The sequence below is a fragment of the Bordetella genomosp. 13 genome (assembly GCF_002119665.1).
GTDB lineage: Bacteria > Pseudomonadota > Gammaproteobacteria > Burkholderiales > Burkholderiaceae_B > Bordetella.
Genome location: NZ_CP021111.1, coordinates 413,760 through 438,009, shown reverse-complemented (window position 1 = coordinate 438,009; position 24,250 = coordinate 413,760). Strand labels below are relative to the sequence as shown.

Sequence of the window (24,250 nt, the reverse complement as noted above, 5' to 3'; positions counted from 1 at the left end):
AGAGGCGGGCAGCGTCAGGGACGCAAACCGCCGGTGATCAGATCGAAATAGGCTTCGGCAATCCGCCGGGCGCTGTCGCCCTGGCCGGGCTTGTACCAGCGCACCATCCAGTTCAGCATCGACAGCACGGCGCGCCCCGTGGCCGCCACGTCCACCGCGCGGAAGTGCCCCTCGTCTACGCCCTGCGCCAGCACCTCGCGCAGCAGCGCTTCGTAGCCATCGCGCAGGCGCGCGGCATCTTCGCGTTCGGGCAAGGCCATGCCCGAATAGCCGATGAGCATGGTCACGAACTGCGCGTGATGGCGCTCGAAGTAGTCGGCATGCGCCAGCATGAAGGCGCGCAGGCGCGGCAGGCCGGCCTGCGCGTCGGCGATGTCGGCCCGCACGGCGGCAGACAGCCCCTGCAGCGTCTCGAGGATGATGGCGTCGTAGATGTCCTGCTTGGTGGGGTAGTAGTGGTAGATGGCCGCCTTGGATACGCCCAGCGCGCCGGCCAGGTCGGCGATCGAGCTGCTCTCGTAGCCGCTGCGTGCGAACAGGTCCGACGCGGCGGCGAGAATGCGTTCGCGCGGGGCTTCCAGCGTGGGAGGCCGGCCGGGGCGGCCGCGGCGAGCGGGAGATACGGACGAATCTGCCATGGGAACGAGGCCTTGCCGAGCATTGACAGTGCCGCGGCGCTTGCCGTTAAATTTGGGAATGGATTGATTACCGGACGACCGGTAGATAATTATAGGACGGCTTTGCCGCCATCGGCAACGGCCGTCATCTTTCCGAGGAGCCTGCATGAACGGACCCGCCGCCCCCACCCGCCCGGCGCTCGTGTCGGAGTTGTACGCCCACATGACGCTGCCCGTCGTGTGCTCGCCGATGTTCATCGTGTCCAACCCCGCGCTGGTGCTGGCGCAATGCGCGGCCGGCGTGATGGGCGCGTTTCCCGCGCTGAACGCGCGTCCGCAAAGCCTGCTGGACGACTGGCTGCACCAGATCGGCGAAGGACTGCAGGGACTGCGCCAGGCCGAGCCGCAGCGCAAGGTGGCGCCCTATGCGGTGAACCAGATCATCCACAAGTCGAACGACCGCCTGGACCAGGACCTCGAGGTGTGCGCGCGCCACAAGGTGCCCTACATCATCACCAGTCTGCGCGCGCCCGGCGACCTGGTCGCCGGCGTGCATGCCTGGGGCGGCAAGGTCTTCCACGACGTGACCACCCTGCGCCATGCCGAGAAGGCGCTCGAGGCCGGCGTGGACGGCCTGATCCTGGTGTGCTCGGGCGCGGGCGGCCACGCGGGCACGCTCAGTCCGTTCGCGCTCGTGTCCGAGGTGCGGCGCTTCTACGATGGTCCGCTAATCCTGTCGGGCGCCATCGCCACGGGCGGCGCCATCCTGGCAGCCCTGGCCATGGGCGCGGACTTCGCCTACATGGGCACGCGCTTCATTGCCAGCGCCGAGGCCAACGCCTCCGAAGGCTACAAGCAGGCCATCGTGGATGCCAGCGCGTCGGACATCCTGTACACGCCGTTCTTCACCGGCATTCCGGGCAACTACCTGAAGTCGAGCATCGTGGCCGCGGGCCTGGATCCCGCGGCGCTGCCAGACCCCGAGAAAGACGCATCGAACTTCGGCAGCTCGCGGGTCAAGCCGTGGAAGGACATCTGGGGAGCGGGCCAGGGCGTGGGCGCCATCGGCAGCGTGCAGCCCGCGGCCGACATCGTCGCCCGCCTGCGCACGGAGTTCGCCGCCGCGCGCGCACGGCTGGGCGGCGGGGACTTCGCGCTCTCATGAACGGCATCGACCACCATCGCGATGGCCCGGTCCTCACGCTGACCATCAATCGCCCCGAGCGGCGCAACGCGCTGGACAACGCCGCTTATGGCGAACTGACCGCGCAGCTGCGCCAGGCTGCGGACGACGCCGAACTTGCGGCGGTGATCCTGACGGGCGCGGGCGGCCAGTTCACGGCGGGCAATGATCTGCGGGATTTCCAGGCGCAGGCCCGACGGCCCGCCGGCGACAGCGCCGCCATCGGTTTTCTGCGCGCGCTGATCGACCTGGATGTGCCGGTCATCGCCGCGGTGGAAGGCCACGCGGTGGGCATCGGCGTGACGCTGCTACAGCACTGCGACTTCGTGCACGCCGCGCAGGACGCCACGCTGCGCATGCCGTTCGTGGCCTTGGGGCTGTGTCCCGAAGGCGGCTCCAGTCTGCTGATGCCGCGCCTGGCAGGGATGCGCAAGGCGGCGGAATGGCTGTTGCTGGGTCGCGCCATCGGCGCGCCCGAGGCCTGCGAAGCGGGCCTGGTCAACAGCGTCGTGTCCGCCGGTGGCGCTCTGGCGGCCGCGCAGGACACGGCGGCTCAGTTGGCGGCGCAGCCGGCGGCGGCCCTGCGCGTCAGCAAGGCGCTGCTGCGCCGCGCCGACCGGCCGGCGCTGCATGAGACACTGGACATCGAAGCGGAGCAGTTCCGCAAGCGCCTGGCCTCGCCCGAGGCGCAGCAGGCGTTCGCGCGGTTCTTCAAGAAACCTTGATATCCATGATGTGGGCCGCATGATGTGCGCGCGAGCCCGCACACCGGCGGCCGCACTTGCGCGGCCGCGTAGCGCCGGCGACGACGCGCACGCGCCAGCCACGCCTCAGAACGGCGCGCCCGACGAGAAATTCGGCGCGCGCCGCTCGCGCAGGGAACTGAGCCCCTCGCGCACGTCCGGCCCCGAGAAGCCCATGAATTCCAGCGCCAGCGACGCGTCGAAGCTGGGCCCGGCCAGGCGCAGCCAGTTGTTCAGCGCGTACTTGGTCCAGCGGATGGCAGTCTGCGAACCGGTGGCAAGACGCGTGGCAACCTCGAAGGCCCGCGGCAGCAGGTCCGCCTCGTCCACGCACAGCGATACCAGGCCGATGCGCTCGGCCTCCTCGCCGCTGACGGTCTCGCACAGCAGCAGGTAGTACTTGGCCTTGGCCATGCCGCACAACAGCGGCCACACGATGGCGGCGTGATCGCCTGCCGCAACGCCCAGGCGGGTGTGGCCGTCGATGATGCGCGCGTCGCGCGCGGCAATGGACACGTCGGCCAGCAGGCCCGCCACCAGGCCCGCGCCCACGGCCGCGCCATGCATGGCCGAGACCACCGGCTTGCCGCAGTTGATCACGTTGTAGACCAGGTCGCGCGCCTCGCGCCACACGCGCGCGCGCACCTCGAAGTCATCGGCCATCTGCTCGACGAGGTCCAGGTCGCCGCCGCCGGAAAAGCCCTTGCCTTCGCCTCGCAGCACCACGGCGCGCGTGTCGGGATCGGTATCGATGTCGCGCCAGATGTCGGCCAGTTCGCGATGCATGCGGTCATCGGCGGTGGAAAGCCGGCCGGGTTGATGCTGCGGCGACCCCATGATGACTTCCAGCACCCCATGCGGATGGCGGCGCAGCTTCAGCGACTGGTAGTGGGCGTAGTGATCGAGTTCGGGATTGAGCATTGCTGGTCTCCTCGTTTGCGTAAGCTTTTCGGGCACTATAGTGGCATCGGCCCTCGCCGGCCTGCCCGCCTCTCAACCTATGAACACTCGACCCATTCTGCGCGAGCACCTGCCTGCCCTGTTTGCCCCGCGCGCACCGGAGTCGCACAAGGGCACTTACGGCACGCTGGCAGTACTGGGCGGCGGCCCCGGCATGGCGGGCGCGGCGCTGCTGGCGGCGCGGGCGGCGCTGCGTACGGGTGCGGGCAAGGTGCTGATCGGCTTTGCGCAGGACGCCGCGCCGATGCCGTGCGACCCGGTGCAGCCGGAACTGATGCTGCGCGACGCGCATGGCCTGCTGGCGGATGCCAGCGTGGGCATCACCACCTGGGTGGCCGGCTGCGGACTCGGCACGGCGGCATTGGCGCACCGTCTGCTGGCCCGGCTGTTCGCGCAACGGGGCGACGTCCCCATGGTGCTGGACGCCGATGCCCTCAATCTGCTGGCGCATGGCCAGGTACAGCCGGAATGGGGTCCCGCCCCGGTGGTGTTGACGCCGCATCCCGCCGAAGCGGCGCGCTTGCTGGACTGCCCCACCGCGCAGGTCCAGGCCGACCGCCCGGCGGCGGCGCGCGCCCTCGCCGACCGGTATGGCGCCTGGGCCGTCCTGAAAGGCGCGGGCACGGTAGTGTGCGCGCCGGACGGCCCCTGCCTGGTCAACGCCACCGGTAATCCCGGTCTTGCCACTGCCGGAACCGGCGACGTGCTGGCCGGCATCGTGGGCAGCCTGATCGCGCAGGGCATTCCTCTGGACCAGGCCGTGCCCGGCGCCGTGTGGCTGCACGGCGCCGCGGCGGACGCCCTAGCCGCGGCTGGCATCGGACCCATCGGAATGACGGCCGGCGAACTGGCGGACGCCGCTCGGCGCATCCGGAACGCCGCGCCGTGAAAGCGGGCCTCGATGGTGCGGCCCCTTTATAAAAACCCGACGGAGACGGGCCTTCTTTTGCGCGTTAGCAACATTCTAGGGTTTTCCCTAAAATTCTTGTTGCGGTGCACATAGGGTATTCCCTATAATGGATTCCACTGATAGACCAACTGGAGTCCACCATGAGCGACCTGAGCCTGAACACGACCAATGTCCGTCTGACCGACGCGCTGGAACGTGAACTGCTGCGCGGCGCAATGGAAAACCCTTCGTCCCTGCGCCCCGCGAACGTGCTGAAGTCGGCCGTCTCGGGTATCGCCCGCGCGATCGGCAATCTGTTCGCCTTCGTAGACGAAGTCCAAGAATCGATGAACCGCGCCCGCGCCCAAAACGCCCGCTTCACCGGTTCTCAGTGGTAAACCGCTGAGGCGTGCGCCGGGCCGGCGACCGATCTCCCGCCCCCTCGGCAACGCCTCTTGGCGGCATCGGGCACGGCCCATTCGTGCCCGGACCGCGTCCCCGCGCAGCATTGCTCGGACGCGACCGCGCAGCATCGCAAGCGCCCTATGGCTACTCGATATCGAAGCCGTGGGGCGTTTGTCCATCTGAAGCCCGTTCGCGTCGCAAGGCCACCCTTTACGTCTCCAGGCATTCGGGCCCGGGCATCGGGCCTCCGGACGCCTCCCCGACATTCCACTCCCGCCGCAACGCCGTAGCGCTGCAGGGCCAGTTGATGGACCAGCCAGGCGTCGGACACCATGGTGTCGGCGTGCGCCCCAGGTCAGCAGGTGCGCCGCCCCCCCGCGGCGCGTGCCATTCCGACGCCGATCAAGATGCTTTCCTTCCGGGCTTGCGCCACACGTCGAGACGGAAGCGCTCGTCGTCGTGCGCCGCAAGACGGACGACCTGCCCGCCTGCGTCTACCAGTCCGTGAATGTGGCCGACCTGCTGCAGGCTGTCGTCGAATGCGTCCTTGAAGTGGCACATCACCCAGTCTCCCCCGGGCGCCAGCGAGGCCGCGCAGCGCTCGAGGAAAAGATCCAGATCCGGGTCATCCAGGTAGTAGGCCACTTCGGACACCACCACCAGATCGGCTGCGACGTCCATGCCGACGGGCCATTCGCCCGGCAACTGCAGCACTTCGGCCGTTACATGCGTGGCACCGGCCTGACTGGCCCACTGCTTGCAACGGGCGATCGCCGTCGCCGAACCGTCCACCGCGCGCACGGCATCGCAGCGATCGGCCAGGCGCCTTGCCGCCTCGCCTTCGCCGCAGCCCAGGTCCAGCGCATGGCGATACCGTTCGCGCGGCAGGCAAGCCATCAGCACGTCCAGCTTGCGCCGTTCGTACCACGTGGTGCGCAGTCCCCACGGATCGGAAGTGCGCGAGTAGAGAGCATCGAAGTCGGTCATGGCAGCAGTACCTCGAATGGTCCTTTCGCACCTCATCCGGGCGTGGAGATGCAAGCCTCGTCGCTGGAGCTGGAAATTCCGCCCGGAGCGTTCCTTTGCGTATGCGCGAGTAGACCGGTATCAGTGCCAGAACAAGGCGATCAGGATGATGATGGGAATGGGTACGCCAAGCAGCCATAGCAGGATCGAGCGCATGGTCCCTCCTTTCGGTTCGAGTCGCTGAACAGGCGCGGAGAACGCTTCGTCCGAACGGCTGACAACCGCGCATGCCGCGCCGGGGACTGTATAGCAACTGCCGTACCCGCGGCTTGCAACGACGACCCGCGCCGCCGCAGTCGATTTGTGGCGCGCGCCCGCGGCCACCTAGAATAGGCCGCACCACCATTCCCAACCGTGCCGCCTACCGTCCGGCAGCCGCCCGACGACGCCGCCGCCCGGAGCCGCCATGTCGAACATCCCGCAGCGCGCTTTCGAACTTCCCTGTCCCGACCTGCATGCCGAACGGGCGGGCAACACCGGCACCGAGGGAGTGTGGCACTTCGATTCCGGCGCGCCGGGCCGGCGCGTGCTGATCACCGCGCTGGTCCATGGCAATGAGCTGTGCGGCGCATGGGCGCTGAAGACCTTCCTGGCAAGCGGCCTGCGGCCGCGCCGCGGCGCGCTGACGCTGGCTTTCTGCAACCTGGCCGCATTCGACCGCTTCGATCCCGCCCACTACGCTCGCTCGCGCATGGTGGAAGAGGACATGAACCGCGTCTGGAGCGAGGACAAGCTGGCCGACCCTTGCACGCACGAACGCCGCCGCGCCATCCAGTTGCGCCCGTGGGTCGAACAGGCGGACTGGCTGCTGGACATACACTCGATGAGCAACTCCGACGTGCCGCTACAGCTGACGGGACTGCTGCCGCGCAATATCGAGTTGGGCCTTCAATTGGGCACGCCTTCCAGGATCATCGCCGACGCCGGCCATGCGGCCGGCGTGCGCATGCGCGACTACGGCCGTTTCGCCGAGCCCGACGACAACGGCACGCGTTCGCTGTTGATCGAGTGCGGATTCCATGGTGCGCCCGAATCGCGCGACGTCGCCATCGACCAGATGGCGCGTTTCCTGGCAGCCTCGGGCGCCTTGGAGCGCGAGGACCTGCCCTCGAAGTGGTTCGCGCCCGACGCCCCCTCGCGGCAGGCCCTGGAAGTGACGCACGCCATCGCGCGCAAGAATGAGAACTTCCGCTTCAGCCAACCCTGGCAGGGCCTGGAATGCCTGCCCACGGCCGGCACGCTGATCGGCTGGAACGATGACGAGGCCGTCGTCACGCCTTACGACAACTGCGTGCTCGTCATGCCCTCACTGGGCAGTCCGCGTCCCGGCGTCACGGTAGTGCGGCTGGCGCGCGCCATCGCCTGACGCGGGCCGGTCCGCATTCGCCGTACACAGCCGCGCGCCCGCGTACCCGCCGCTTGCGCGGACCGGTACACTCTCGCCATCTTCCATCAACACTCATACCGCGCAGGTGGCGTTTGCCCGACCGGCAAACCATCCGCTCCGTGCGAAAAGACCATGAAGCCCCTGGATCTCTCCAACGCCGACCGCATCGCGATGGAATTGGGCCATGCCGGCCGCAACGCCATCGCCTACGTGGACGAAGACCGCAACTCGGACCGCCCCTTCACGCTACACACCTATCGCTCGTACGGCTACACGCCGGACCGGCCCGTCGTGATCGTTCAGCATGGCGTGCTGCGCAACGGCGACGAGTACCGCGACTACTGGATCGACGTCGCCGATCGCCACAAGCTGCTCATCGTCGCGCCGACTTTCTCCGAAACGATCTGGCCCGGCGTGGAAAGCTACAACAACGGCCGCGTCTTCAGTCCCGGCGGCAATCCGCGCCACGTGGATGGCTGGACCTACGCGCTGCCGGCCCGCGTGCTGGCCGACATACGCGCCGCCGGCGTCAGCGACTGCGAACGGGTCTATCTGTTCGGCCACGCCGGAGGCGGCCAGTTCGTGCACCGGCTGATGAGCAGCCAGTCGCATGCGCCCTTCCACGCGGTAGCCATCGGCAATCCCGGCTGGTACACCCTGCCCACGCTGGACCTGCCTTTCCCCGAGGGGCTGGGCGGAGTCGGATTGAGCGACGGCCACGTCGAACGCCTGCTGTCCTATCCCCTGCTGATCCTGGCAGGGGACCAGGACATCGCCACGGAAGGTCCGTACCTGCCGTCGGACGAGGCCGCGCTGCGCCAGGGGCCGCACCGCTATGCGCGGGCGCACCACTACCTGGAGGCCGGGCGCGCCGAGGCGGCGCGGCGCGGCGTGCCGTGCAACTGGACGCTGCAGAGCGTGCCGGGCATCGGGCATGACGGCCGCGCCATGTCGGCGGTCTGCGCCAGCCTGTGGTTCGACGGGGGCATGCCGGACGAGGCCGCGCTGGCCCGCCTGGCCGGCCGTCCCGCCGCCTGACGCGCATCGTCTTCACACCGATTCCTCGTCCCAGCCCGGATCCGCCATGAACACGCTACCCGATACCGATCAACTGGTTGCCGGCATCCAGGCCTGGATGCGCTGCGAATCGCCGACGAACTCGCCCGCCGGCGTGGCGGCCATGGCGGACATCGTCGCCACGCATGCGCGCGCACTGGGCCTGCGCGTGGACGTGACGCCGCTGGGCGAGCGCACGGGCCCCCTGCTGTACGCCACTAACCGCGCCGAGGGCGACACACGCCCCGGCATCCTGGTGCTGGCGCACCTGGATACGGTGCATCCCATCGGCACGCTGGACGACAACCCGATCCGCATCGAAGGCGACAAGCTGTACGGCCCAGGGGGCTACGACATGAAGGCCGGCATCTATCTGGTCCTGTCGGCCATGACGGGCCTGGCCGAGCCGGGCGCCACGCGGCTGCCCATCGACTTTCTCATGGTGCCCGACGAAGAGACCGGCAGCCATGCCTCGCGCCAGCACATCGAGCGCTTCGCGCGCAACGCCAGGTACGGGCTGGTGTGCGAGCCGGCGCGCGCGAACGGCGGCAAGTGCGTGACGGCGCGCAAGGGCACGGGCATGCTGCGCCTGGGCGTGAAGGGCCGACCCGCGCATGCCGGCGTGCAGCACCAGCTGGGGCGCAGCGCGATCCGAGAAATGGCGCACCAGGTGCTGGCGCTGGAGGCGATGACCGACTACGAGCGCGGCGTGACCGTCAGCGTGGGCACCATCAGCGGCGGCACCGCCACCAACACCGTGCCGGCGCAGTGCCGGTGCGTGGTGGACTTCCGCGTGCCGGACATGGGCGCGGCCGAGGACGTGCTGCGCCGCATGCGCCAGCTGTGCGCGGTGGGACCGGATGTCGAATTGGACATCGACGTGGAACTGAACCGCCCGCCCATGGTGAAGGACGCCGCGGTGACCGCGCTGCTGGAGCTGGCGCGCGGCTATGCGCGCGAGGCGGGGTTCGTGCTCGACGACGCGCCGATGACCGGTGGCGGCAGCGACGCCAACTTCACGTCGGCCATGGGCGTGCCCACGCTGGACGGCCTGGGCGCCGATGGCGACGGCGCGCACACGCTGCACGAACACATTCTGATTTCGACGCTGGAGATGCGGGTGAAGTTCTGGAGCCTGCTGCTGCGCGAACTGGCCTGAAGGGCGGTCGGGTCGGGTACGGCGGGGCAGCGCAAGACCGGGCCGCGTTGCGGCCGAGTCGGGCCTGCGTGGGCCGTGTACGATCGGGACCGCGCGTCGCGCAGGACGGCTTCACCGCAATGCGGTTCTACTCACGCACCGGCGGGCACCGCCTCGTCCGCCAATGCCCGCAGCAGGGTTTCGACCTCGAGCCCGATGCGCGGCAGGTCCTGGTGGATGGTGTTCCACAGCACATGCCAATCGATGCTGTCCGGCGCCACGGCCTGCACGAGGATGTGGAACCAGGGTTCCACCTCGGGAAACGCCTCGTGCACGCCGGGGATGTCGGTGATGTCGAGAATGGCCATGCCCAGCGCGCGCAGGTTCTGCAGTACGGCGTCCTGCACCAGCGAATCGGCCAGGAACGCCTCGGCGTCGGTCTGGGCCACATAGCGCTGGATGCGTTCGATGGCCGCGAAGATTCTGCGGGCCGGCTCCTGCATCTCGTCGCGCGGGTGCATCAGGCACATGCCGGGAATCAGGGGCGGATACGGGGCTGCCAGAGGATTGACGCCGTTCACCCCGGTCGTCGTCAACTGCACATCGACGCCTAGACAGGACGACAGGCTGAGCTCCGCCTCGTACAGGGTCTGCAACGACGTCGTGGGGCCGGCTTCCACCACCATGCCGCAGCCGTCTCCCATGCCCTCGCACGGGAAAAGACGCACGTAGCGCAGGCCGAAGCGTGCCAGCGCCTCGCTGGCGGCGGCCTCGTCGACGTGAAGCTCGGGGTGGGGCAACCAGCCGGCGCTCATTCCCGCGACGACGCGCTCGCGCGGACCGGAGTGGAATGATCGAGTTTCGCTGAAGGACATGGACAAACAGGGGCCAGAAGAATAAAGGCCTGCCCGGCGGGTAGGGCCGACAACATGCCAATTATTTAACATGTTAATAGTCAGCGCAATAGCGGCCGCTGCCTGCCCACGGAGCAAGGCCGGTGGATCGCTACGATTTCTTCAGCAGGGCTTTCAGCATGCCAAGCCGCTCTTTCGGGCTCATGGCGCGGGTGGTTTCGTCTTCCTGCGGCACGGCTTGTTCCAGCCCCATTTCTTCGATGAACCGCGAAGGCTCGCAGACACGGTCTTCGCGCGCACGCCGGCGTCGGCGGCACCAGCTGAGATTCAGGCTGCGCTGGGCGCGCGTGATGCCGACGTACATGAGACGGCGCTCTTCCTGGATGCGCACGGCCAGGGTTTCAGCGACGCGCTCGGGATCGCCGGTGTCGTCGTCTTCCTTGCCCAGATGCGGCAGCAGGCCTTCCTCGACCCCCGCCAGGTAGACGTGCGGATATTCCAGCCCCTTCGAAGCGTGCAGGGTGGAGAGCTTCACCGCGTCGGGTTCTTCGTCCTCGCCGCGTTCGAGCATGGTGACCAACGCCACGTGCTGCACCAGGTCGACCAGCGTCATGTCGTCTTCTTCCGCTTTGCGCTTGAGCCAGCCCGTGAGTTCCAGCACGTTCTGCCAGCGTGTCTGCGCGGGCTTCTCATCCAGCGTGTCGTACAGGTAGCGCTCGTACTGGATGGCGCCAAGCAGCTCTTCGAGAAGCGCGCCGGCCGGGTCGGGCCTGCGCGCCTCTGCGACGGTGACGGCGCCGCGGCCGGCGCGCGGCTGGATGCGACGGATGAAGGCGGCGAAGGTGCGCAAAGGCTCGAGCTGGCGCGGCGCCAGCAACGTATCGAGGGCGATGTCGTCTACCGCGGCCAGCATTGAAATCTGTCGCTGTGCCGCATACTGGCCCAGCGTCTGCAAGGTGCTTTGGCCGATGCCGCGCTTGGGCGTGGTGGCGGCGCGGATGAATGCGGGATCGTCGTCGTCGTTGGCAATGAGGCGCAGATAGGCCAGTACGTCGCGGATCTCGGCCTTGTCGAAGAAGCTCTGCCCGCCCGAGATGGTGTATGGAATCTTCAGGTTGCGCAGCCCCTGTTCGAGCACGCGCGCCTGGTGATTGCTGCGGTAGAGAATGGCGAAGTCTTTCCACTGGGCCTGGCGCTCGAAGCGCGCGGCCGAGATCTTCATGGCGATGGACTCGGCCTCGTGCTCATCGCCGTCCATGGGCGAGATGACGATCGGTTCGCCCCAGCCCAGGTCCGACCACAGCTTCTTCTCGAACAGCTTGGGATTGCGCTCGATGACGCTGTTGGCGGCCGCCAGGATGCGCTGCACCGAGCGATAGTTCTGCTCGAGCTTGATCAGCTTGAGATTGGGATAGTCGGTGGTGAGCTTGGCCAGATTCTCGATGGTGGCGCCGCGCCAGGCATAGATGGCCTGGTCGTCATCGCCCACCGCGGTGAACATGGCGCGGTCGCCGGTAAGCAGCTGCACCAGACGGTACTGGCACACGTTGGTGTCCTGGTACTCGTCCACCAGCAGGTAGCGCACCCGGTTCTGCCAGCGTTGGCGCACCTGCCCGTTGCTGGCCAGCATCTCGGCCGGTATGCGGATGAGGTCGTCGAAGTCGACCGCCTGGTAGGCCGCCAGCGTGGCCGCATAGCTGCGATACACCGTGACGGCCTCGACTTCGCTGGGCGTGCCCGCAACGCGCGAGGCGGCCTCGGGATCCAGCAGCGCGTTCTTCCACAACGAGATGATGGACTGCACCTCGCGCAGGCGGCCCTTGTCCGTGGTGGCCATCAGGTCTTGGATGATGCCCATCGCATCGTCGGCGTCGAGGATGGAGAAGTTGGGCTTCAGGCCCGCATTGGTGGCCTCTTCGCGCAGGAAGCGCACCCCCAGCGCGTGGAAAGTGCTGATGGTGAGGCCCTTGGCCAGCTTGGGATCGACCAGTGTCTTCACGCGCTCGGCCATCTCGCGCGCGGCCTTGTTGGTAAAGGTGAGCGCGACCACGTTGCGGCCCATGTAGCCGCAGTCGCGCAGCAGATAGGCGATCTTCTGGGTGATGACGCGCGTCTTGCCGCTGCCGGCGCCGGCCAGCACCAGGCATGGACCGTCGAGGTACAGCACCGCTTCCCTTTGCGCAGGGTTCAGGCCGGCCGGTACGGATGACTGAGGGAAGGACATCGTCTTCGATGGGATGAGACGGCGGTTATATCTCGAGGGGATCGACTTCGAGCTGCCAACGCACGCGAGAGTCGGCCGCCAGATGCGGCAGCCATGCGGACCATGCGGGCAGAAAGGCCTGCAGCGCCGGGCGACTGGTGCTTTCGACCAGCAGCTGGGCGCGTTCGACGTGGGCCACGCGGACCACGCGCAATGGAACCGGATCGTACCGCGTCACGGCGTCCAGCGCAGGCAGGCCGGCCTCGTCGGCGATGTCGCGGGCGCGCTGCAGAAAGGCCAGCGCCTGCGCCAGTTCGCGTGCCTCGGCCGTAAGCAGCGCCTGGTAGGCAAAGGGCGGCAGGCCGGTGGCCTCGCGCTCTTCGAGCGCGTGGCGCGCGAAGCCCGGATAATCGTGCCGCAGCAGCGCCTGGTAGACCGGCTGCTCGGGATAACCGGTCTGGATGATGACCTCGCCGCCGGCGGTATGGCGGCCTGCCCGGCCGGCCACTTGCATCAGTTGCGCGAACAGGCGCTCGGGGGCGCGGAAGTCCTGCGCGAACAGCATGGAGTCGGCGTTGAGCACGCCCACCAAGCCCAGACGCGCGAAGTCGTGGCCCTTGGAGACCATCTGCGTGCCTACCAGGATGTCGACCTCGCCGGCGTGTACGGCGGCAAACAACGCCTGCGCGCTGCCTTTGCGCCGCGTGCTGTCGGCATCGATGCGGGAGATGCGCGCCTGGGGGAACAGCTCGGCCAGGTGTTCCTCGACACGCTGCGTGCCCCGCCCCATGGGCATGAGGTCTTGGTCGCCGCATTCGGGGCAGGCGCGCGGCACCGTGGCCTGATAGCCGCAGTGATGGCAGTTCAGCCGATAGCCGCCCGCGCCGGAGCCTCGATGCAGCACCGTGAATGCGGAACAGCGGGGACAATGGCTGACCCATGCGCACGAATTGCAATGCAGCACCGGCGCGTAGCCGCGGCGATTGAGGAAGACCAGCGCCTGCTCGCCGCGTTCGATGCGCTGCCCGATGGCGTCGATCAGTTGCGGCGACAGGCCCTGGCGCATCGCAAGCCGGCGCGTATCCACCAGGCGCACCTTTGGAAGGCTGCTGGCGCGCGCACGATTGGCCAGGGTAAGACGCAGATAGCGTCCCCGCTCGGCGTGATGCCAGGACTCGAGCGCCGGCGTGGCCGAACCCAGCACCACGGGGATGTCCAGGTCGCGCGCGCGCCACACCGCCAGGTCGCGTGCCGAATAGCGCAGCCCTTCCTGTTGCTTGTAGGAAGGATCGTGCTCTTCGTCGACCACGATGAGGCCCAGTTCGGACATGGGCGCGAAGATGGCCATGCGCGTGCCCAGCAGCATGCGGGCCTGGCCTCGCTGCGCGGCCGCCCAGGTGTGCACGCGTTCGCCGTCGGACAGCGCGCTGTGCAGCACGACGAGGGCGTCCGGCCCGATGACGGCTTCGAGGCGAGCGCGCAATGCCCCTTCGAGTTGCGGCGTGAGGTTGATTTCCGGAACCAGCAGCAATACCTGCCGTCCGGCCGCCAATACCTGCTGCGCGGCGCGCAGGTAGACCTCGGTCTTGCCGCTGCCGGTGACGCCATGCAGCAATACCGGCTTGAATGTACGCAGCGCGGCAATGGTGTCCACGGCGGCCTGCTGCTCTTCGTTGAGCACGGGAGCCTGGTCGGGCACGACGGCCGCCCCGGCCACGCGCGGCTTGCGGGCATCGCGGCGCGCCACCGGACCGAGGCCGGAACGCTTGCCCTGGTAGGCAGAGGGCTTGCGCAGCGGCGGCGGAAGCACGGGCAGCATGACCTCGCCCAACGGACGCTGGTAGTAGTCGGCGGCGAATCGGGCCAGCCGCATCCACGGATCGGGGAATGCCGGCAGGTCGCGCAGCACTTGCTCGACGTCGCGCACCTGCGCCGCGTCGACGGCAGGCTCGGCCGGCAGTGCGACCACGACCCCCACCAGCTTGCGTCGCCCGAATGGCACGATGACGCGCACGCCGACCTCGATCGGCTCGGCGCAGCGGTAATCGAACGGGCCGGGCAGCGGCACGTCCAGCGCGACACGCACCCAGCCGGCAGCGCCGGCAGCCGCGCCAGGCGCCGCGCTAGCAGCCGCGCTGGATTCAATGCTGGCCGGCTGGTTCATGGACACGATTCGAGGCAGGGACGACGGACAAACTTAAAGTGGATTCTGGATGTTGGCGCTAAGCGGCTGGCCCGCTTCACCGAAAAAAGTTGTGCCCCGCAGTCTGTGGATAACTTTGGGGAAAACACGCCGCACTGCACTAACGTCAAGCACGAGTTGTGGCTACCATGACTGGGTGCATTTCGGCAAATTCTCGTTTTCCACAAAAAATTCAATGACTTGTGAAATTTTCATAGAATACGCCGCAAGTTTTGGGGGTTTTCCCGGCCCGGCAAAATATTGTGCACAACTCGGGCGTGGGTCGGGCATGGCAGGCAAAGCGGACGCTTACTTTGCGTGGAACCGGCGACTGTATGCGTGAACTTCGTCGACCAGTTCGGACACCGCATCGGGCGGGGTGTGCTGCGAAATACCGTGGCCCAGATTGAACACGTGGCCGCCGCCTGCCACCTGGCCAAAGGCGTCCAGTGCCCGGCGCGCCTCGGCGCGTATGGCGGGGCCGCCGCCGAACAAGGTCATGGGGTCGAGGTTGCCTTGCAATGCCACGGCGTCTTGCACGCGACGGCGCGCCGAGCCCAGGTTGACCGTCCAGTCGAGCCCGACCGCATCGCAGCCACAGGCGGCAATGTCTTCGAGCCACATACCGCCGCCTTTGGTGAAGACGATGACAGGTATCGCCCGGCCCTCGCGCTGCCGCGTCAAGCCGGCCACCACCTTGCGTGTGTACGCCAGCGAGAACTGCTGGAACAGGCCATCGGCCAGCACGCCGCCCCAGCTGTCGAACAGCATGACCGCCTGCGCGCCGGCTTCGATCTGCGCGTTGAGGTACTGCCGCGTGGCTTCCGCGTTGATGTCGAGGATGCGGTGCAGCAGGTCGGGACGCGCATACAGCATCGATTTGATCAGGCGGTAATCGCTGCTGCCGCGACCTTCGACCATGTAGCAGGCGATGGTCCATGGGCTGCCGGCAAAGCCGATGAGCGGAACCTTGCCGTCCAGCGCGCGACGGATGCTGGCAACCGCGTCGAAAACGTATCGCAGGGCGTCCATGTCGGGCACCGACAGACGCGCCACGTCGTCTTCGTCGCGGACGGGACGCGCGAACTGCGGCCCCTCGCCTGCGACGAAGTCGAGGCCCAGGCCCATGGCGTGGGGCACCGTAAGGATGTCGGAGAACAGAATGGCCGCGTCGAGCGGATAGCGCTCGAGGGGCTGCAGTGTAACTTCAGTGGCGTACTCGGGGCTTTGAGCCAGCGCCATGAAGGAACCGGCGCGCGAGCGCGTGGCGTTGTATTCGGGCAGATAGCGTCCCGCCTGGCGCATGAGCCAGATCGGAGTGTAGGGCACGGGCTGGCGTAGCAACGCGCGCAGGAACACGTCGTTCTTCAGGGCGGGGACGGACACGGCGATCCTTTGAAAACAGGAGCAATGATTTTACTGCCCGGAGGCGAGGCGTTCGGCTCAATCGGGGGAAGCGGCATCCGCTAGCCGCGCGCGGTAGGGAGCCGCCTCGATGCGGTGCTTGCGCATCAGCGCCCAGAACGCGCGCCGATGCTTGCACGAGGCGCGGGCTGCCCTGGCGACATTGCCGCCATGACGCTCGAGCGCCCGCTGCAGGTACTCGCGTTCGAAGCCGTCGACCACGCGCGCCTTGGCCTGGCGAAAGGGCTCGCCGGGCTGGGCGACGACTTGCATGGCCTGCACGGCGTGATCGATGCGGGCAGACGACATGCGGCGCCGGCCCCCGATGAACTGCACCGGCAAGCCCGTGCCCGAGGCGCGCAAGTATGACAGACCTGGCTCGTGAACGGCCGCGTGCGCCATGGCTGCGCCCGCGGGCAGATCGTCGTAGCCCGTGTCCGCGTGGGGCGCCTGCACCTTGCGGGCGACCGCTCGGATGACGCGCGCGCGAAGCTCGTCGGGACACACCGGCGCACGCACGAAATCGGCCACGCCCAGTTCGAGCAGATCCGCCAGGGCGGGCGCCTTGACCTCATGTGCCAGCACCAGCAACGGCGTGCGCAGCACCGGCCTGGCGCGCAGCAGCGCGAGCCGCGCCCAGGACAACGAGCCAGGCTCTATTGCGAGCAGGCAGGCGTCGTATCGTTGCAGGTGCAGCGCAGCCGCCGCCACGAGCGAAGCGGGATCGGCCCCTGGCGAGACGCCATCGGCAAGATGATGAGCCTGCACGCGCAGCCTGTCGCTGGACAGGCCGGCGGGCTGCGCCCAAGCGGGAATGCCGTTCGCGACCATAGGCGCGGTCAGCAAGGCACATTCGAGAATTTCGCGCATGTCGTTGTTCCTGGAGCGGATGTCAGGAACAGAGATTACGTATCGCGCGAACCGATGGATATTCGTAGTTCACGTACTGCGGGAACTACGTAAGGGGAAGGCGTAGAAACCTCTACGCAGACCACGACGCGTGAAAGCGACCGGTGGGCTCATGCCCACCGGGTCGATCTCAATGACGCGAGGACGGCTGGCGCAGCTTGCGCGCGGCCACGGCCTGGGCGGCCAGCATGGCCAGCTCGGCTTCGACGACGGCGATGTCGGCCTTGTCCTTGGCATTGCGCAGGGCCTCTTCGGCCTTTTCGCGCGCCGCCACGGCACGGGCTTCGTCCAGGTCGGCGGCACGGATGGCCGTGTCGGCCAGCACCGTGACGGTACCCGGCTGCACTTCGAGAATGCCGCCGGCCACGAAGATGGTCTCTTCGCTGTTGTCCGGGCGCACGATCTTGACCGTGCCCGGACGGATGCGCGAGATCAGCGGCGTGTGGCCGGGCAGGATGCCCAGTTCGCCGGACTCGCCAGGCAGCGTGACGAACTTCGCCTCACCGGCGAAGATCGCTTCTTCCGCGCTGACGACGTCCACTTTCAGGATAGCCATGTAGGATCCTTATATCAGTTGTTCATGGCGCATACGCCACACTCGCCGAAGAAAGAACCCGTCCCCGGATCCAGGGCACCGCGGATCCGGCTTTGCCGGTCCGCCAGTGCCGCCCCCTGGGGGGCGCGCGCCAGCGCGCAGGGGGGGGCCTTACCCTCAGCGCTTATTGCAGCTTCTTGGCCTTTTCGAAGGCCTCGTCGATGGTACCGACCATGTAGAAGGCCTGCTCGGGCAGCGAATCGCATTCGCCGTTCACGATCATCTTGAAGCCGCGGATGGTTTCGGCCAGGGGCACGTACTTGCCCGGCGAGCCGGTGAACACTTCGGCGACGTGGAACGGCTGCGACAGGAAGCGCTGGATCTTGCGCGCGCGGGCCACGGCCTGCTTGTCTTCCGGCGACAGTTCGTCCATGCCCAGAATCGCGATGATGTCGCGCAGTTCCTTGTAGCGCTGCAGCGTCTGCTGCACGCCACGGGCCACCTGGTAGTGCTCTTCGCCCACGACTTGCGGGTCGAGCTGGCGGCTGGTGGAATCCAGCGGGTCCACGGCGGGATAGATACCCAACGCGGCGATGTCGCGCGACAGCACCACGGTCGAGTCCAAGTGCTGGAACGTGGTGGCGGGCGAGGGGTCGGTCAAGTCGTCCGCGGGCACGTACACGGCCTGGATCGAGGTGATCGAGCCGGTCTTCGTCGAGGTGATGCGCTCTTGCAGCACGCCCATTTCTTCGGCCAGCGTGGGCTGGTAACCCACCGCCGACGGCATACGGCCCAGCAGTGCGGACACTTCGGTGCCGGCCAGCGTGTAGCGGTAGATGTTGTCGACGAAGAACAGGATGTCGCGGCCTTCGTCGCGGAACTTCTCGGCCATCGTCAGGCCGGTCAGCGCCACGCGCAGGCGGTTGCCCGGGGGTTCGTTCATCTGACCGAACACCATCGCAACCTTGTCCAGAACGTTCGACTCTTCCATTTCGTGGTAGAAGTCGTTGCCTTCGCGGGTACGCTCACCCACGCCGGCGAACACCGACAGGCCGCTGTGCTGCTTGGCGATGTTGTTGATCAGTTCCATCATGTTGACGGTCTTGCCCACGCCGGCGCCGCCGAACAGGCCCACCTTGCCGCCCTTGGCAAACGGGCAGACCAGGTCGATAACCTTGATGCCGGTTTCGAGCAGTTCGACCGAAGGCGACAGCTCGTCGAAGGCCGGGGCGGCCTGGTGGATGGCGCGCGTTTCTTCCGCGGCGATGGGGCCGGCTTCGTCGATGGGACGACCCAGCACGTCCATGATGCGGCCCAGGGTGCCGGCGCCGACCGGCACCGAAATGGCGGCGCCGGTGCCTGCAACCTTCATGCCGCGGCGCAGGCCGTCGCTGGAGCCCAGCGCGATGGTGCGGACCACGCCGTCGCCCAGCTGCTGCTGGACTTCGAACGTCAGGCCCGGTTCGGCGAACGAGGAACCCTCGTCGGCGAGCTTGAGCGCTTCGTAGATCTTGGGCATCTGATCGCGGGGGAACTGAATGTCCACCACGGCGCCGATGCACTGAACGATGGTTCCGTTGCTCATGTCGATTCCTTGCTTGATAGCTTGTGACGGGTTGCGGCCTGCCTCAGACGGCGGCCGCGCCCCCTACGATTTCCGAAATTTCCTTGGTGATCGCCGCCTGGCGGGTCTTGTTGTAGACCAGCTGCAGCTCACCGATGACCTTCTTGGCGTTGTCCGACGCCGCCTTCATGGCGACCATGCGGGCGGACTGCTCGGACGCCATGTTCTCGGCCACCGCCTGATAGAGCAGGCCTTCGACGTAGCGCTGCAACAGCGCGTCGATCACGCTCCGGGCGTCGGGCTCGTAGATGTAGTCCCAGCTGTATTCCGACTTGATCTGCAGGTTCTCGTCGGTGGCGCCCTGGATGAAAGGATCTTCCAGGCCGTCTTCGAGAGGCAGCAGGCGAAGGAACACGGGTTCCTGGCGCATCGTGTTGATGAAACGCGTGGTCGCGACGTACAGCGCGTCGATGCGGCCTTCAAGGTAGTCGTCCAGCTGCACCTTGATGGCGCCCAGCAGGCGGCCCATGTCGGGCTGGTCGCCCAGGTGCACCTCGTGCGAGACCAGCTTGGCGCCGACGCGCGTCAACAGGCCCAGCCCCTTGTTGCCGAACGCCGTGGTCTGCACCGACACGCCGCGCTGCTGGAATTCCTTCAGCTTGGACAGCGTGACGCGGCTGATGTTGGTGTTCAGGCCGCCGCACAGGCCCTTGTCGGTGGTGACGAGCACCACACCCACGGCCTTGGGCTCGCGATGGACCAGGTACGGATGGCTGTACTCGGGGTTGGCCTGCATCAGGTGCGCCGCGATCTCGCGCACCTTGGTGGCGTACGGGCGGCCGGCGCGCATCCGGTCCTGCGCCTTGCGCATCTTGGATGCGGCGACCATTTCCATCGCCTTGGTGATCTTGCGCGTGTTCTGCACGCTCTTGATCTTGGTTCGGATTTCCTTGATTCCGGGCATTGCGCTTTCCTGTTGAATCGGCCTTGCCGGCTGAGCCGGGCTATTCCGTCCTATGCGGCGGCGGACGCATGCACGTCCGCCGGCCGGATCAGACCTGCCTTAAAAAGCACCGTGCTTCTTGAAATCCTGGACAGCGGCGACCAGAGCGGCCTCGTCGTCCTTGGACAGTTCCTTCGTGTCCTCGATGCGCTGGATCAGGTCGGCGTGCTTGGCCTTCAGGTGATCCTTCAGGCCCTTCTCGAAGGCCAGGATCTGCGGCACGTCCACGTCGTCGAGGTAGCCGTTGTTGACGGCGAACAGCGACACGGCCAGTTCCCAGACCTGCAGCGGCTGGTACTGCGGCTGCTTCAGCAGTTCGACCACGCGCTTGCCGCGCTCGAGCTGGCGGCGGGTGGCGTCGTCGAGGTCGGAAGCGAACTGCGCGAACGCAGCCAGTTCACGGTACTGGGCCAGGTCGGTACGGATACCGCCGGACAGCTTCTTGACGACCTTGGTCTGGGCGGCGCCGCCCACGCGCGACACCGAGATACCGGCGTTGATGGCGGGACGCACACCGGCGTTGAACAGGTCGGTTTCCAGGAAGATCTGGCCGTCGGTGATCGAGATCACGTTGGTCGGCACGAACGCGGACACGTCGCCGGCTTGCGTTTCGATGATCGGCAGGGCCGTCAGCGAACCGGTCTTGCCCTTGACGGCGCCGTTGGTGAACTTCTCGACGTACTCTTCGTTCACGCGAGCGGCACGTTCGAGCAGGCGCGAGTGCAGGTAGAACACGTCGCCCGGGTAGGCTTCGCGGCCCGGCGGACGGCGCAGCAGCAGCGAGACCTGGCGGTAGGCCCAGGCCTGCTTGGTCAGATCGTCATAGACGATCAGGGCGTCTTCGCCGCGATCGCGGAAATATTCGCCCATCGTGCAGCCGGCGTAGGCGGCCAGGTACTGCATGGCGGCCGAGTCGGAGGCCGAAGCGGCCACGACGATGGTGAACTCGAGCGCGCCGTGCTCTTCGAGCTTGCGCACCACGTTGTTGATGGTGGACGCCTTCTGGCCGATGGCGACGTACACGCAGGTGACGCCCTTGCCCTTCTGGCTGATGATGGTGTCGACGGCCACGGCGGTCTTGCCGGTCTGGCGGTCGCCGATGATCAGCTCGCGCTGGCCACGGCCGATCGGCACCATGGAGTCGATGGCCTTGACGCCGGTCTGCAGCGGCTGCGACACGGAGCGGCGGGCGATCACGCCCGGGGCGACCTTCTCGATGATGTCGGTCTGCTTGGCGTTGATCGGGCCCTTGCCGTCGATCGGGTCGCCCAGCGTGTTGACCACGCGGCCACGCAGTTCGGGGCCGACGGGCACTTCGAGAATGCGGCCGGTGGTCTTCACCGAGTCGCCTTCGGACACGCCCGTGTAGTCGCCCAGGATCACGGCGCCGACGGAGTCGCGCTCGAGGTTCAGGGCCAGGCCGAACACGTTGTTGGGGAACTCGAGCATTTCGCCCTGCATCACGTCGGACAGGCCGTGGATGCGGGTGATGCCGTCGGTGACGGACACGACGGTGCCTTGAGTGCGTACGTCGGTCGAAGCGCCCAGGCCCTCGATGCGGCTCTTGAGCAGTTCGCTGATCTCGGAGGGATTGAGTTGCATATTGACTCCTGGAATCCTGTTTGGTCTGGCGTGCCGGCCTGCGTCAGGCGGCCAGCTTGTCGCGCATGCGGGCCAGCTGGGCTTGTACGGAAGTATCGAGCACCTGGTCTGCGACGGCCACGCGCACGCCGCCGATCAGCGAGGGATCGACGGTGACGTGCGGACGCAGCTTGAGACCGAATTTGACTTCGAGCGCGGCAACCAGATCCTTGACCTGGGCCTCGGTGAGTTCGAACGCGCTGGTGATATCCGCCTGCGCCGTGCCTTCGTGACGATTCTTCAGCGCGATGAACTGGCTGGAGATGATCGGCAGCAGCAGCAGCCGGTCGTTCTGGACCAGCAGTTCGATGAAATTGCGCGCGGCCTGCGGCAGGCTGGTCTTGACGAGGCCGGCGAACAGCTCGACGCGCTGGGCGTCGCCCAGGCGCGGATCGGCCATGGCTTCGCGCACGTCGGGGTTGCCGGCGACCTGGGCCAGCTCGTCTACCAGGACGGCCCAGCCTTCGAGTCCGGCCTTGTCGTCGCGCGCCGTGGCGAACAGGGCCTCGGCGTACGGACGGGCGACAGTGGAAAGTTCAGCCATGTCAGCCTCCGCGCGACCGCCCGAAGGAGGCCGAAGCTCCGTCGGAGGGCAGCGAACGAATAGTGAGCGTGGGGGTCATCATCCCTTCCCGGATCAAAGCTGGGCCTTGAGCTGGTCGAGCAGCTCGGCGTGGGCGCGTGCATCGACCTCGCGCTTGAGGATCTGCTCGGCGCCCTTGACGGCCAGCGCGGCCACGTCGGCGCGCAGCGCATCGCGTGCGCGTTGCACTTCCTGGGCAGCGTCCTGGGCGGCCTGGGCCACGATGCGGGCACGCTCGGCCTCGGCTTCGCGACGGGCTTGCTCGATCAGCGATGCAGCCTGCTTCTCGGCCTCGACGATGCGGGCATGGTTCTCGGACTTGGCAGAAGCCTCGATGAGGCTGGCGCGCGCCTGGGCCTGGGCCAGATCGGCCTTGCCCTTCTCGGCAGCAGCCAGGCCATCGGCGATTTTCTGGCGGCGCTCGTCCATCGCCTTCGTCAGGGGAGGCCACACGAATTTCATCGTGAACCAGCCCAGAACGAAGAACACGAGCATCTGGAAAAAGATCGTCGCGTTCAGATTCACGGTCGTTCCTTAGACACCTTGCGCTCCGTCCGCCCATGGCGGACTCGGAGCTTTCGATACTTTGCCGGCGCGGGCGCCGTTGCCTGCACCCACACCGGCGTCAGAGCCCGCTGCCGACGGCAGCGGACGACGCCTTAGCCGACGAACGGGTTGGCGAAGGCGAACAGCATGGCGATACCCACGCCGATCAGGAACGCCGCGTCGATCAGACCGGCCAGCAGGAACATCTTGGTCTGCAGGGCGTTCATCAGTTCGGGCTGACGAGCCGAAGCTTCCAGGTACTTGCCGCCCATCAGTGCGATACCGATGCAAGCGCCGATGGCGCCCAGACCGATGATGAGACCGCAAGCGAGAGCAACGAAAGCGACGTTGGTCATGACAACTCCTTGGTTAGAAATCTGAAGTCAAATTGTTGGAAAACGGGGACTGCTTGAATGCAAGAAACTCTTGCGATCCGGCGCGTGCCGCGAGACACGCGCCAGAGGAACCGGAAAAATCAGTGGCCTTCGTGCGCCTGACCGATGTACACCAGCGTCAGCATCATGAAGATGAATGCCTGCAGCAGCACGATAAGGATGTGGAAGATCGCCCAGATCGAACCGGCCAGCACGTGGCCGATGCCCAGCCCGATGCTGGTGCCGTTGAAGCCGGTCCAGGCGCCGCCCAGCAGGGCGATCAGCATGAACACCAGTTCGCCGGCGAACATGTTGCCGAACAACCGCATGCCCAGCGACACGGACTTGGCCGCGTACTCGATGAGGTTGAGCAGCACGTTGAACGGAGCCAGCAGCAGCGCGGCGAAGCCGTGCGCGTGGAACGGCGCGGTGAAGAGTTCTTTGACGAAGCCGCCCGGGTGCTTGATCTTGATGCCGTAGTAGAACATCAGCAGCAGCACGCCCAGCGACATGCCCATGGGCACGTTCAGGTCGGCGGTGGGAAGCACGCGGTGGTAGTACAGCGGATCGCCGTGCTCGGCGCCCAGGCCGGTGAGGCGCCAGATGGACGGCAGCAGGTCGACCGGCAGCAGGTCGAGCGCGTTCATCAGGATGATCCAGAGGAACACCGTGAGGGCCAGCGGGGCCACGAACAGGCGGCTCTTGGCGTTGTGCACGATGCCCTTGGCCTGGTCGTCGACCATGTCGACGATCATCTCGACGAAGGCCTGGAAGCGGCCCGGCACGCCGGCGGTGGCGCGGCGCGCGGCCGACCACAGGAAGAACACAACGATGAGGCCCATGAGGATGGACCAGAACAGCGAGTCGTAGTTGATGACTTCGAACTGGGCGATGGCAGTCTGCTTCTCGCCAAGATTGTTGAAGTGCACCAGATGGTGCTGGATGTACTCGGACTGAGGCGACGCGCCGCTGGCTGCAGCCATGTGAAACCCACCCTTTTGCTGTGCTTTCCGGACTGGCGGCCCGGACTGACCACGATTGTTAAATA

The 24,250-nt window shown here is 67.1% G+C and carries 23 protein-coding genes; 7 read left to right on the top strand and 16 right to left on the bottom strand.

Features of this window, described 5'->3' with window-relative positions:
• Positions 1-14: 14 nt before the first annotated feature.
• Positions 15-638 (bottom strand): TetR/AcrR family transcriptional regulator, encoded by a 624-nt coding sequence (locus tag CAL15_RS02035; RefSeq protein WP_086077108.1) that lies wholly within the window; start codon positions 636-638, stop codon positions 15-17.
• 145 nt (positions 639-783) lie between these two features.
• On the opposite strand from CAL15_RS02035, the gene CAL15_RS02030 reads away from it, so the two are divergent.
• Positions 784-1,782: an NAD(P)H-dependent flavin oxidoreductase gene (locus CAL15_RS02030; RefSeq protein WP_086077107.1), complete on the top strand. Its 999-nt coding sequence runs from the start codon at positions 784-786 to the stop codon at positions 1,780-1,782.
• Positions 1,779-2,525 carry an enoyl-CoA hydratase-related protein gene (locus CAL15_RS02025; RefSeq protein WP_086077106.1) on the top strand — a complete coding sequence of 249 codons (747 nt, stop codon included), beginning with the start codon at positions 1,779-1,781 and terminating at the stop codon, positions 2,523-2,525. The genes CAL15_RS02030 and CAL15_RS02025 overlap by 4 nt, the downstream gene beginning before the upstream one ends.
• A 105-nt stretch (positions 2,526-2,630) precedes the next feature.
• Here the strand turns inward: CAL15_RS02025 and CAL15_RS02020 are convergent, their stop codons facing one another.
• Positions 2,631-3,464 (bottom strand): enoyl-CoA hydratase/isomerase family protein, encoded by an 834-nt coding sequence (locus tag CAL15_RS02020; RefSeq protein WP_086077105.1) that lies wholly within the window; start codon positions 3,462-3,464, stop codon positions 2,631-2,633.
• Positions 3,465-3,543: 79 nt separating this feature from the next.
• Between CAL15_RS02020 and CAL15_RS02015 the strand changes: the two genes are divergently transcribed.
• Positions 3,544-4,392 carry an NAD(P)H-hydrate dehydratase gene (locus CAL15_RS02015; RefSeq protein WP_086077104.1) on the top strand — a complete coding sequence of 283 codons (849 nt, stop codon included), beginning with the start codon at positions 3,544-3,546 and terminating at the stop codon, positions 4,390-4,392.
• Positions 4,393-4,553: 161 nt separating this feature from the next.
• Positions 4,554-4,790 carry a hypothetical protein gene (locus tag CAL15_RS02010; RefSeq protein WP_086077103.1) on the top strand — a complete coding sequence of 79 codons (237 nt, stop codon included), beginning with the start codon at positions 4,554-4,556 and terminating at the stop codon, positions 4,788-4,790.
• Between the two features lie 409 nt (positions 4,791-5,199).
• Here the strand turns inward: CAL15_RS02010 and CAL15_RS02005 are convergent, their stop codons facing one another.
• Entirely contained in the window at positions 5,200-5,784 is a 585-nt protein-coding gene (locus CAL15_RS02005; protein ID WP_157666571.1) for a class I SAM-dependent methyltransferase, read from the bottom strand.
• 445 nt (positions 5,785-6,229) lie between these two features.
• Here CAL15_RS02005 and CAL15_RS02000 point away from each other — a divergent pair, with 445 nt between their 5' ends.
• From CAL15_RS02000 to CAL15_RS01990, 3 genes are all read left to right on the top strand, one after another.
• Positions 6,230-7,189 (top strand): succinylglutamate desuccinylase/aspartoacylase domain-containing protein, encoded by a 960-nt coding sequence (locus CAL15_RS02000; protein WP_086077101.1) that lies wholly within the window; start codon positions 6,230-6,232, stop codon positions 7,187-7,189.
• A 153-nt stretch (positions 7,190-7,342) separates the two neighbouring features.
• Positions 7,343-8,248, top strand: a complete 906-nt coding sequence (locus tag CAL15_RS01995) for an alpha/beta hydrolase (RefSeq protein WP_086077100.1) — start codon at positions 7,343-7,345, stop codon at positions 8,246-8,248.
• A gap of 46 nt (positions 8,249-8,294) precedes the next feature.
• Positions 8,295-9,425 (top strand): M20 family metallopeptidase, encoded by a 1,131-nt coding sequence (locus CAL15_RS01990; protein ID WP_086077099.1) that lies wholly within the window; start codon positions 8,295-8,297, stop codon positions 9,423-9,425.
• A gap of 131 nt (positions 9,426-9,556) precedes the next feature.
• Here CAL15_RS01990 and CAL15_RS01985 read toward each other — a convergent pair whose 3' ends face one another.
• From CAL15_RS01985 to atpB, 13 genes are all read right to left on the bottom strand, one after another.
• Positions 9,557-10,279 (bottom strand): HepT-like ribonuclease domain-containing protein, encoded by a 723-nt coding sequence (locus CAL15_RS01985; RefSeq protein ID WP_157666569.1) that lies wholly within the window; start codon positions 10,277-10,279, stop codon positions 9,557-9,559.
• A 130-nt stretch (positions 10,280-10,409) separates the two neighbouring features.
• Positions 10,410-12,482, bottom strand: a complete 2,073-nt coding sequence (locus CAL15_RS01980; RefSeq protein WP_086077097.1) for a UvrD-helicase domain-containing protein — start codon at positions 12,480-12,482, stop codon at positions 10,410-10,412.
• Positions 12,483-12,507: 25 nt separating this feature from the next.
• Positions 12,508-14,625: a primosomal protein N' gene (locus tag CAL15_RS01975; protein WP_086077096.1), complete on the bottom strand. Its 2,118-nt coding sequence runs from the start codon at positions 14,623-14,625 to the stop codon at positions 12,508-12,510.
• Positions 14,626-14,952: 327 nt separating this feature from the next.
• Entirely contained in the window at positions 14,953-16,029 is a 1,077-nt protein-coding gene (gene hemE / locus CAL15_RS01970; protein ID WP_086077095.1) for a uroporphyrinogen decarboxylase, read from the bottom strand.
• Positions 16,030-16,086: 57 nt separating this feature from the next.
• The gene (locus CAL15_RS01965; protein ID WP_086077094.1) at positions 16,087-16,917 is read right to left on the bottom strand and encodes a helix-turn-helix domain-containing protein; all 831 of its coding nucleotides are present in this window, start codon (positions 16,915-16,917) and stop codon (positions 16,087-16,089) included.
• Between the two features lie 169 nt (positions 16,918-17,086).
• On the bottom strand, positions 17,087-17,512 hold the full coding sequence (locus CAL15_RS01960; protein WP_086077093.1) for a F0F1 ATP synthase subunit epsilon: 426 nt from the start codon (positions 17,510-17,512) through the stop codon (positions 17,087-17,089).
• Positions 17,513-17,675: 163 nt separating this feature from the next.
• On the bottom strand, positions 17,676-19,076 hold the full coding sequence (gene atpD / locus CAL15_RS01955; RefSeq protein WP_086077092.1) for a F0F1 ATP synthase subunit beta: 1,401 nt from the start codon (positions 19,074-19,076) through the stop codon (positions 17,676-17,678).
• A gap of 43 nt (positions 19,077-19,119) precedes the next feature.
• A complete protein-coding gene (atpG, locus tag CAL15_RS01950; RefSeq protein ID WP_086077091.1) occupies positions 19,120-20,019 on the bottom strand; it encodes a F0F1 ATP synthase subunit gamma in 900 nt (299 codons plus the stop codon).
• Between the two features lie 99 nt (positions 20,020-20,118).
• Positions 20,119-21,660, bottom strand: a complete 1,542-nt coding sequence (gene atpA, locus CAL15_RS01945) for a F0F1 ATP synthase subunit alpha (protein WP_086077090.1) — start codon at positions 21,658-21,660, stop codon at positions 20,119-20,121.
• Positions 21,661-21,703: 43 nt separating this feature from the next.
• Positions 21,704-22,243: a F0F1 ATP synthase subunit delta gene (locus CAL15_RS01940; protein WP_086077089.1), complete on the bottom strand. Its 540-nt coding sequence runs from the start codon at positions 22,241-22,243 to the stop codon at positions 21,704-21,706.
• Between the two features lie 93 nt (positions 22,244-22,336).
• Positions 22,337-22,807, bottom strand: a complete 471-nt coding sequence (locus CAL15_RS01935; RefSeq protein ID WP_086077088.1) for a F0F1 ATP synthase subunit B — start codon at positions 22,805-22,807, stop codon at positions 22,337-22,339.
• Between the two features lie 134 nt (positions 22,808-22,941).
• Positions 22,942-23,184, bottom strand: a complete 243-nt coding sequence (gene atpE / locus CAL15_RS01930; RefSeq protein WP_003815363.1) for a F0F1 ATP synthase subunit C — start codon at positions 23,182-23,184, stop codon at positions 22,942-22,944.
• A gap of 119 nt (positions 23,185-23,303) precedes the next feature.
• A complete protein-coding gene (gene atpB / locus CAL15_RS01925; RefSeq protein WP_086077087.1) occupies positions 23,304-24,185 on the bottom strand; it encodes a F0F1 ATP synthase subunit A in 882 nt (293 codons plus the stop codon).
• Between the last annotated feature and the right edge of the window lie 65 nt (positions 24,186-24,250).